At 68.0% G+C, this 9,230-nt stretch carries 9 protein-coding genes; 2 read left to right on the top strand and 7 right to left on the bottom strand.

All coding sequences use genetic code 11. From position 1 onward, the window contains the following. Positions 1–147: 147 nt before the first annotated feature. From ACFY1E_RS47600 to ACFY1E_RS47580, 5 genes are all read right to left on the bottom strand, one after another. Positions 148–834, bottom strand: a complete 687-nt coding sequence (locus ACFY1E_RS47600; protein ID WP_389088807.1) for a DUF317 domain-containing protein — start codon at positions 832–834, stop codon at positions 148–150. 78 nt (positions 835–912) lie between these two features. After that, positions 913–1,194 carry a hypothetical protein gene (locus ACFY1E_RS47595; RefSeq protein WP_389088812.1) on the bottom strand — a complete coding sequence of 94 codons (282 nt, stop codon included), beginning with the start codon at positions 1,192–1,194 and terminating at the stop codon, positions 913–915. 104 nt (positions 1,195–1,298) lie between these two features. After that, positions 1,299–1,670 carry a DUF317 domain-containing protein gene (locus ACFY1E_RS47590; protein ID WP_389088805.1) on the bottom strand — a complete coding sequence of 124 codons (372 nt, stop codon included), beginning with the start codon at positions 1,668–1,670 and terminating at the stop codon, positions 1,299–1,301. Positions 1,671–2,652: 982 nt separating this feature from the next. Next, positions 2,653–3,066 carry a cupin domain-containing protein gene (locus tag ACFY1E_RS47585; protein ID WP_389088802.1) on the bottom strand — a complete coding sequence of 138 codons (414 nt, stop codon included), beginning with the start codon at positions 3,064–3,066 and terminating at the stop codon, positions 2,653–2,655. A 51-nt stretch (positions 3,067–3,117) separates the two neighbouring features. Next, the gene (locus ACFY1E_RS47580) at positions 3,118–3,438 is read right to left on the bottom strand and encodes a carboxymuconolactone decarboxylase family protein (protein WP_389088800.1); all 321 of its coding nucleotides are present in this window, start codon (positions 3,436–3,438) and stop codon (positions 3,118–3,120) included. A gap of 222 nt (positions 3,439–3,660) precedes the next feature. Here ACFY1E_RS47580 and ACFY1E_RS47575 point away from each other — a divergent pair, with 222 nt between their 5' ends. After that, positions 3,661–4,545 (top strand): helix-turn-helix transcriptional regulator, encoded by an 885-nt coding sequence (locus ACFY1E_RS47575; protein ID WP_389088797.1) that lies wholly within the window; start codon positions 3,661–3,663, stop codon positions 4,543–4,545. A 247-nt stretch (positions 4,546–4,792) separates the two neighbouring features. Here ACFY1E_RS47575 and ACFY1E_RS47570 read toward each other — a convergent pair whose 3' ends face one another. Beyond that, a complete protein-coding gene (locus ACFY1E_RS47570) occupies positions 4,793–6,904 on the bottom strand; it encodes a hypothetical protein (protein ID WP_389088794.1) in 2,112 nt (703 codons plus the stop codon). 187 nt (positions 6,905–7,091) lie between these two features. On the opposite strand from ACFY1E_RS47570, the gene ACFY1E_RS47565 reads away from it, so the two are divergent. After that, positions 7,092–7,697, top strand: a complete 606-nt coding sequence (locus ACFY1E_RS47565) for a toll/interleukin-1 receptor domain-containing protein (RefSeq protein ID WP_389088792.1) — start codon at positions 7,092–7,094, stop codon at positions 7,695–7,697. 500 nt (positions 7,698–8,197) lie between these two features. Here the strand turns inward: ACFY1E_RS47565 and ACFY1E_RS47560 are convergent, their stop codons facing one another. After that, on the bottom strand, positions 8,198–9,208 hold the full coding sequence (locus ACFY1E_RS47560) for a collagen binding domain-containing protein (protein WP_389088789.1): 1,011 nt from the start codon (positions 9,206–9,208) through the stop codon (positions 8,198–8,200). Positions 9,209–9,230: the final 22 nt, after the last annotated feature.

Genomic DNA, 9,230 nt, shown 5'->3' with positions numbered 1-9,230 from the left:
GTTCGTGGGCGCCTTCTGTTGTTCGCTGTTGGTGTTAGGGCGCTGCCCGGGTGGTCCCACCCCCGTGAAGGGAGGGGAACCACCGGGCCTTGAAGAGGGGGCATCCCCCCGTCGATCCCCGCCTCGGTCACCGGCTATGAGCACTCGTCAGCCGCGGCGTACGACGGTGAGACGGTCCTCTGCTCCCTCGGGCAGCATGCGGCGCGGTACCGGACCGGGTGCGGCGAGGGACGACGCGAAGGCCGCGACCAGCTCGTGCGGGGCGCTCGCGCTGAAGCTCGCGCACCACAGGTACGGCGCCCCGAGCACGGGCTCCGCCCACGCCTGCCACCCCAGAAGGTCGTCACGGGGGTCGGCGTCGTGGATGAGCGGCGGCAGCATCTCCAGCGAGACGTTCGTGGAGAAGCCGGGGTCGGTGGCGGTCGTGTGCGGACGGTCCATGTCGCGCAGCCAACCCCGCGCGCTGAGCGCGATGAGCACCGACTCGGCGTTCTCGAGCCCGATATCGGGTGTCTCGCTGGCGTCGAGCGCGAGCAGGAAATCGGTGAGCGCCTCGTGCGGAACGCCGGCAGTGAAGTACGCGTTCCACTCGGTCAGGGCCGAGGCGGCGTGCAGGCGAGCGGAGAGCTGCCAGGCCACCGAGAGACCGCCCAGCTCGAACGGGTAGGCGGCGAGGATCCACTCGGCGCCGCGCAGGCCGTCGGGACTCACATAGAGCAGGGTGCTGCGGGAGGTCGGCCACATGCGCCAGCCGAGGTCGGTCAGGGTGTCGCCGATCCGCTCGGCGAGGACGCCGTCATCACCGGCCAGGTGGCGCGGGGTGACCCAGTACACCGGGTCCGGCGAGGTGGGGTGGGAGGGATCGATGGAGTGGTGCGTGTGCAGGGGCGCCTCCGTGGGTTCGGGGGTGAATCACTGGTCGGCGATCGGCCCGGTCGCGCCGCGTCGGCGGCGCGGGGGCGCCTCGACCGGCTCCTGCCAGGTCAGAGCGACGGCCACCGCGGGCGGCAGCGGGCCGAACTGCTCGGCCTCCGGGGACTCGGCGATGTAGACCATCGGCCGACCGTGCTCGTCCACCGCCTTCGCCACACCGCCCAGACGGTGGGCCATGGGAAAGAAGGGGTTGATGGCAAGACGGACAGGTGTGTCGCGGTCGCAGGCGGACAGCAGGTCGAGGATGTCGCCGACAGTCATCTCGGGCGAGTGCGAGTCCAAGGCGTTCTCCTAGCAGTAGCGGGCGAAGCCGCGAGAGCAGGGGCAGAGTACGCGTCGCGTACATAAGGAAGAGAATGCGCCCGTCACAGGGGCCCGGAGGTTGACAGGATCCGGGCCACGACGCCGGCGACGATCTCTGCCGGCGTGTCCGTACCGAAGGCCATCCGGTAGCCGGGGACGTTGGCGGTACCGGTGACGGCGATGACCCAGCTCTCGCCCGTCACCCAGTCTTCGTCAGCGCCGCCGGGCCGGCCGTTCGGGAAGTAGCCGAGGTAGAACCGGCCGTCGCGCGAGCTGACGTGCACGTCGGCACGGTCGTCGACGATGTGCGTGAAATCGGGCTCGGAGAAATGATCGATCACCTCCATAGCCTGGCCGGCACCAAGCTTCCAGGAGCGGAGCCGCAGGTCCGCGACCGTGGTGGCGAATCCAGGTTGCGTCGCATCCAATGCCACAGCATCACCTCTATGACCTGGGGTTTTAGGGAAGGTCGTTTAGGTTGACATAGTGTCGAGGCGATCACCAGTCCCTGCGGGCTCTTTCCTGTCTGCCACAGGCGAACTGTTGTCCTTTGTCATCCAATCGAGGCGTTTGACAACGAACCCAGTCGTTTCGGCTTTTTTGACAGTGAACCTAGTCGTGCGGGGTGAGCACGCTGGGGGTGTTGGAAGGGCGTACCGGCTGGGGCGAGCGGCGACGTGCCGTACGTCGAGGTGTCGTGCATGGATGGCCGGCGCGAGCGTCGACGGCGTCCGCTGCTGGACTGCGTGTCGGTCAGGTTCGAGGAGGCGGTTCCGGTACGGCCGTTTCGGTGGCCGCCGGGTGGGCCACCGCCCCAGGGCGGGAGATCCCCGTCCGCCGGCCACGGCGTCGCTGCCCACGAAGTCCGGCACGTTCCGATGAACAGCGAGCTACCGCCCCGGTTCGCACCGCTGCCGGTCCGGCTCCGTCCCTGTCTCGGAGAGTCCGCGAACTCCTACATCCGGCGTCTGGCTCGCGCCAACCATCTCAAGCCCAGCTTCCTGCACTGCTAACTCTGCGGCCCACCACAGTGGTTCGGCAAGCCGCTCCTCGAAAACCTCGCCACGGCCGCAGGGCACTCGCCCGAAGCACTCGAACGTGCCCTTGCCGACGCCGACGCCCTGGGCGGCACGAACAGACCACGCCGGCGCCTTCCTACAAAGGATCCCTTCACCGGGCGCCGGGGCCTGGCCCACCGCGTCACCCATGAGGCCCTCAAAGGCACACAAATCCGCACGCTCGCAAAGCGCTACAACCTCCGCTGCTGGGACGTCCGCTTCGCCCTGGAGATCCCCCGCCTCACCACTGCAGAGACAGGTCCGCTGACCGACCCACGATCACGAACGGCGTCAGCGCAAACAGACTCGTTGGCATCCAACCTAGTCGGCCCAGGGCAGGCACCAGCGTCGCGGGCCGTCAGCGGCCGGTGGCGTCAAGAGCCGCGGTGAACTGCTCGTCGGTGACGGGCTCCAGCCAGGTGGTCCCGTCACCGCTGCTGTCGCCGACGACCATGGCGATGTGGGCCATGAGGGTGGTGTCAGTGGCGCCGTGCCAGTGCTCCTCTTCGGCCGGGCACTTGACGGTCTCACCGGCAGTGATCCGCACTACGTTGCCGTCGCGGGTGCCGACCAGGCCGACACCGTCGGTGACGTACAGGACCTGGCCCTTGGCGTGGGAGTGCCAGTTGGTACGGGCGCCCGGAGTAAAGCGCACCAGCGCGGACGCCAGACGGGCCGAATCGGAAGGCACCTCGATCATGTTGAGGTAGACGTCGCCGGTGAAGCGGTCGGCCGGGGCCTTGAGGGTGGGGGTTTCGGTGATGTGTTCCACGACTGTTTTCCTTGATCCACAGAGGGCGGTGGGGGTGGGCGGCTTGGCCGGTCAGGCGGCGCGCTCGTCGTCGATCTGCTTCAGCTGGTTGATCGCGGTCATGGCGTTGGGCCAGCCGGCGTAGAAGGCCAGGTGCGTGATCGCCTCGGACAGTTCTTCCACGGTGAGCCCGTTCTCCAGCGCCACACCCAGGTGGTAGGGCAGCTGCTCGCTGCGGTACAGCGCGGCCAGCACGCTGACCGTGACCAGGCTGCGGTCGCGCGGGGACAGCTCGGCGCGTTCCCACACGTCACCGAAGAGCACCTCGTTGGTGACCTCGACGAGCTTCGGCGCGATCTGGGCCAGCTCCTGGGGCGCGGACTGCTTCGCCATGTCATGACTCCTTGCAATGGTTCGCGTGCATTCCGGTAGAACCACTGTCTGCAGGAGTTCCTGCAGCGGCAGCCCGGACGAGGCCCCGCAAGAGGTATCCCGCAGCAGCGCAGCCCTACCGCTATCGAGGAAACCGCAGGTCACGCAGGCGCGGAAGGTACGCTCGTTCCAGGTACTGACAGAACCCCCCTTATCCAAGCCAACCGACCTAGCCTGGAATGCGTGAGTACCGAGAGCGACATCCGCGAGTTCCTGGCCTCCCGCCGCGCGAAAATCACCCCGCAACAGGCCGGACTGCCCGCCTACGGCGGCAACCGGCGCGTACCGGGCCTGCGCCGCGAAGAAGTCGCGATCCTCGCTGGCGTCAGCGTCGACTACTACGTCCGTCTGGAGCGCGGCCACCTCGCCGGCGCCTCCGAAGAGGTCCTGGACTCCGTCGCGAACGCGCTGCGGCTCGATGACGCCGAACGCGCCCACCTCTACGACCTGGCTCGCGCCGCCGCCCAACGGCCCGCCCGCCGCCCCCGGCGCGCCCGCGGTCCCCTGCCGGACAGCGTCCTGCGCGTCCTGGACTCCATGACCGAGTCCCCGGCCTTCATCCGCAACGGCCGCCTCGACATCCTCGCCGTCAACCGCCTCGGCCGCGCCCTGTATGCCCCACTGTTCACAGACGACGCCCCGCGCCCGGTCAACATCGCCCGCTTCCAGTTCCTCAACCCGGACGGCCGTGACTTCTTCCCCGACTGGGAGCAGTCCGTGAACACGACGGTCTCCCTGCTGCGCACCGAGGCCGGCCGAGCTCCCGGCGACAGCGACCTGACCGGGCTGATCGGCGAACTCGTCACCTGCAGCGAGGAGTTCCGCACCGCCTGGGCCAAACACAACGTGCGCCTGCACCACACCGGCCGCAAGGCCTTCCGCCACCCGACCGTCGGCGAGATCACCCTCGACTTCGACGCCATGCAGCTGCCCGCCCAGCCCGGCCTCACCCTGACCGCCTACAGCGCCGCGCCCCACACCCCGGCCCACGACGCACTCCAGCTCCTCGCCACCTGGGCAGCCACCGAGGACGCATCCGGAGCCGTCGACCGCACCCAAAGCCACTGAACGCCGCCTGAGCGCATCGATGTGCACGGCGACCTCTACAACGAGACACACATGGGTCTCGTCGGCACGTGAGACGACCACCTCGACCCGAAGCGGCGCCATGCAACCGCGTTGACAGCGATGTTAGTCCGCGCAGGTCAGCGCCTTCCGCCGGACTAACTTCGCTGTCAACGGACAACTGTCCTGGGACGGCAACGCCAGGCGCCCGCTGCACACTGACCGGCATGGTGCTTTGGCCGAGTCGGCGTCAGGAGCGGCGGAGCTCACTCTTGTCGAGGACGAGGAGATCCAGCCCGGCGTCGGAGCAAAGCTTGGCGGTCTGCTCGCGAATCGTCTGGGGGACGGTGTCGACCGCAGCAAGTAGGTGGATGTCGACGCCCAAGCGGGTGCTCAGGGCGATGTCGTGGGTGAGCTGTTCGTTCGTGAACTGGGACGCGGACGTCTTGACCTCGCCGGACAGCACGCGCCCACCGTAGAGGCCGAAGACATCGGCTTCGCCGCGCGTCTGGTCGGTGAACCACAGGTCGATGCCGGGCAGGAAGTAGGAGTTTGGCTCGTTCTTCGTCAGCGCGGCGATCACGAGCAGGTGAGGAAGAAGGCCCTGGTCGCTGGCGCGGTCTACAAAGCTGTCGAGCCGGTAGAAGACGGAAAGGCCGTCCGCGGTGGTCTCGTACCGGGATGGCGAGGAGCAGCCCGGGCACATTGGTCGGCGCTGCGTCTGCTCGAAGGGATGGAAGGTGCGGACCCCGCACTGAGCGCAGTTGGTCTCCACCCCGCGTTCGGCCCAGCCGAGTTCGCACAGGCGTTCAGCTGCTTCGGAGGCCCGCTGCGGCGGCAGCGCCAGCTTCGTGATGGGGCGGTAGCGTCGCTCGGCGCGGCCGCCCCAGGTGGAGGCCAGCTCGACCAGCTGTGCGGCGTCGTCCGTCCCTTCGGCCTTGATCTTCCGCAGTTCCCTGAGGAGTTCCTTGGACCGGGGCGTCGTGAGGGCGATCACGGCTTCGTACACGCCCGGTTCGAGGAGCGCGGCGATGTCGGCCTGAGCCTGCAACGCGACCCCGAGCTTGCCCTTGTCCGACAGAGCGTGGCGGGCGCTCGCCTGCTCCAACACGGCCTCAGTCGCCTGGGCGAGGGTGGGCACGGTGAGCCCGAAGATGTAGTCGTTCTGTGCACGAGTGCGCAACTGGATGCCGTCCCTGCGCCATTGCGCGTTCGGCTCGACGAGAGAGGCGACGCAGTCGCGTCGGGGCAGGCCGTCGAGCGGGCTGCCCCACAGCCGGACCAGCGCCCAGCTGCCCTGGGTATGAAAGTGGACGGGCGAGGTGAACCGGAGTGTGCTCGTGTCCCCAGCGAACACGTGCACGTCGAACGAGGTCGACAACCCGTACTCACGGTCCCGCAGGAGCCACGAGCGCGGATCAAGGCCAGTCCGGTAGGTGAAGGGAGGCTGCCGCAGCCCCGGGGTGGGGAATTTCTCGCTGATCTTCACCTCCGCGTCCGTGCGCTGCAGCTCCAGAATCTTGGCGATCTTGTGCAGGTGCTCCTGGGGGACGTTTCTGCTGAGCAGCATCACGTCGGGGGAGAACTCCGCGGGTCGGGCCAGCATGCCGGCGAGCTGTTGGGCAAGGCCCAGCCAGTGCTGAACCTCTCCGGTGGGCAGGAGCAGCATGGGCATCCCGGCGTGGCTGACCGGCCGTAGCGCGCGGGAGTTCCAGAAGGCGATGCAGTCCTCGATGTCGTCGGGGTCGGTGACCCACACCGCAGCAGGCAGTGACCCGATGGCGTTGCTGCGGTACTCGCCGAACTGCGCGATCGTGCTCTGCAGATGAGTGGCTCCGTACATTTGGTTCCGGCCGTACTCGTCGGGCAGGCCCGGGCGGACGGCGAGTACGGTGGGCCGCAGCTCTTCGGCCTGGTCCTCGCTGAGGAAGCCGGCGGCGGCCACTTGCCACAGCGGGGCGCCGTCCACGGCGACGACCGGCAGGGTGGACGGCTGCACGGGAGGGTTGACGTGCAGCGGGTGGCAGGTGAACCTCGCGGCGCCGACATGGTCGATCTTGGCGATCCGGACGTAGGACAGGCCGAGGGCGTCAGCCGCGCGCTGGGCGCGGGCGTCGTCGACGTCGACGTTGACTGCGGCTTCGACCTTCGCCGCGGCTACGGTCTCGCGCAGTTCGTCGGGGATCTCGCCGTCGTCCGGCACGGCGAGGATGGGTTCGGTCATCCCGCCCCACCGGGTGCTCGCTTCCTGTACGGCCCGGCGGAAGCCGGTGCGGCTGCCCGTGCGGATGAGATAGGCGGCACGCGCCGGCAGTACGGCGGCCTGCATCATCGACTGGCCGAGATAGTCCCTACGATCCATGCGGGCGATCCTCGCAGCACCAGGAAGGCGCTCCCGCTGTTTCAGCCCACTCGAACCATCACAGACATCTCAGACGGAAGACCACATCCCTGACGCGAAGGCCGTGACCGCCTCGGTGAACGTGTGTCAGACTCGGCCCTTTTCGTCTATTTGACGATTAGATATCGGAGCTGCGAAGCTCAAGCTCATGCGCGCGTTCATCTCGCACAACCACCGCGACAAGCCCGCGGTAAAGCCGCTCGCCGCCCGGCTGCGGCTGCTTGGTGTCGACGTATGGTTTGACTCCTGGGAGATCCGCCCCGGAGACACCATCCCCGGCAAGGTCAACCAGGCTCTGAGCGTGGTCGACACCGTGATGGTCTTCTGGTCCGAGAACGCCTCGAAGTCTCGGTGGGTGAACACGGAGTGGGAGACCGCCCTGACACGCAGCCTGGACGATGACTCGCTCCGGGTCATTCCGGTACTCCTCGACGAGACCCCGCTGCCAGCTCTCCTGCGGCGGATCATGTGGGTCTCCATGACGGACGACGATGTAGATCGCGCCGCGCGGGAACTCGTAGGTATCGAATTCCAGGCCGACCTAGTCAAGACCATGCAGCAGACCGTCGAGGAATCGGGCCTCGACTACCAGTACTTCCACGGATACGGCGTGGCCGTGGGCTGCCTCAAGTGTGGGGCGCCAAGCTCAAAACTGGAGGGGTGGAGCGAGGTGAACCACTCTCGTGATGACTTGTACGCGGGGGTGCGGTGCACACAGTGCGGCTGGAACGAGGGTGGCGAGATCTTCTGGTGACGCCGAGCCGCGAGCCCATGCTCACGCAGGGTGGACCACTCTCTCACTCCTGGGACGGTACGACCGTCGCAGTCCCCCAGGACGCACCGAGTTCCGCGAGCTGCCCACGAAGGCCGCCTTGCAGAACCTTCTTGGACGCGTCAAGGATCCGACTCCGTATGGGGGTACGGGGTTCCCGATGGACGATGCATGCCACGTCCTAGAGAAGCAGCAGCACAAGCTGTGGCGCGAATCCTGCAGTGACCTGCTGGCCAGGATCTGTGACGAACCGTCTCCGGACAGCTCTGACTGATCATTCTCATCCCGGCGGAAACCGCTACTGCCATTTCTGCGCATGCCCGACCGACGGAACGAGTGGGCGCCAAGTCCGGATTCCGGCGTTTCCGCTGGAATCGGTGCGCACGAGGCCGTGGACGCTACACCCACGTAAGCGCCCACGACGAAGCCCCCAGAATCGAACGATCCGATTCCGGGGGCTTTGCGGAGTGAAGCGGGTGAGGTCAGCTCGTGGTGGAGCCGTCGTCGGTGGAGTTGTCCGCGCGTCGGCGACGGGCCGCGAAGAGGGCGCCTCCGCCAGCAGCGATCAGGGCTCCGGCGCCGCTGATCAGCCACGGGGTGGCGCCGGCGCCGGTGTGCGCGAGCGAGCCCGCGGGGGCGGGGGCCACGGTGCTCGACGCGGTCTCGTCGGAGGTCGGTGTGCCCGAGGCAGACGGCGTCGAGGTGTCCTCTTCCTGGCCAAGCTTGTCCGGGGTGGGCCGGTCGCTCGGCCTGTCGGTGGGCTTGTCGGTCGGCTTCTCCGTTGGCGGCGGGGTGGTGGCGCTCTTGGCGTTGGTGACAGTCACGGTCACGGGGGCGCCCGGCTTGACCTTGAACGCCTTCGAGGGCTTGGAGATCTCATAGCCCTCGGGAGCCTTCACCTGCTTGGCCCAGAAGTCGCTGCCGGTGCGGGAGTTGATGGGCAGCTTGCCGCTGGCCGTTCCGTCGGAGCCGGTGGTCAGCGTCAGGATGGTCTTGTCGCCGCTGCCGATGTTGACCGTGGATCCGGCCAGCAGCTTGCCGGTCTTGTCGTCCTTGGCCTTCAGCCGAACTGAGGCGGGCTTGAACGGGTCGATGATGGTCAGCGGAGTGTCGGCACCGGGGGTGACGATGACGTCCTGGTCGTCGACGACCTCGTGCAGCGGGCTGCCGCTGGAGACTTCCTTGAGCCGGTAGACACCAGGCGGGAGGTCCTGGAAGGTCAGCTGGCCCTCGGCGTCGGTGGTGCCGCTGGCGGCCTGCTTGCCGGTGGAGTCGAGCAGGTTGAACGTGGCGCCGGCGACAACATCGCCGCCCGGGTCCTTCTTCAGGATGGTGACGCCGCCGTTCCCGGCCGCGCTCAGCGGAGTGATGGACGTGGACGGGGTCGGCTCGGGGGTGTTCGCGGAAGCGGCTGGGGCCAAGGCCACCGCGCCGGTCACTGTGGCAACGGTGACGGCCACGGCGGACAGGCGGCGGGCGGAACGGGTAGGCAAGAAGGAACTCTCCTGGAGGGGA

The organism is Streptomyces sp. NPDC001604 (assembly GCF_042893475.1).
Classification (GTDB): domain Bacteria; phylum Actinomycetota; class Actinomycetes; order Streptomycetales; family Streptomycetaceae; genus Streptomyces.
The sequence above is the reverse complement of the archived record's forward strand: the minus strand, read 5'-3'. Positions and strand labels throughout refer to the sequence as shown.

Bases quoted from the DNA above. Each gene is read 5' to 3' on its own strand.
- ACFY1E_RS47580 (WP_389088800.1), bottom strand. From the start codon at position 3,438: ATGGCGAAGCAGTCCGCGCCCCAGGAGCTGGCCCAGATCGCGCCGAAG.
- ACFY1E_RS47565 (WP_389088792.1), top strand. From the start codon at position 7,092: ATGCGCGCGTTCATCTCGCACAACCACCGCGACAAGCCCGCGGTAAAG.
- ACFY1E_RS47570 (WP_389088794.1), bottom strand. From the start codon at position 6,904: ATGGATCGTAGGGACTATCTCGGCCAGTCGATGATGCAGGCCGCCGTA.
- ACFY1E_RS47595 (WP_389088812.1), bottom strand. From the start codon at position 1,194: ATGACTGTCGGCGACATCCTCGACCTGCTGTCCGCCTGCGACCGCGAC.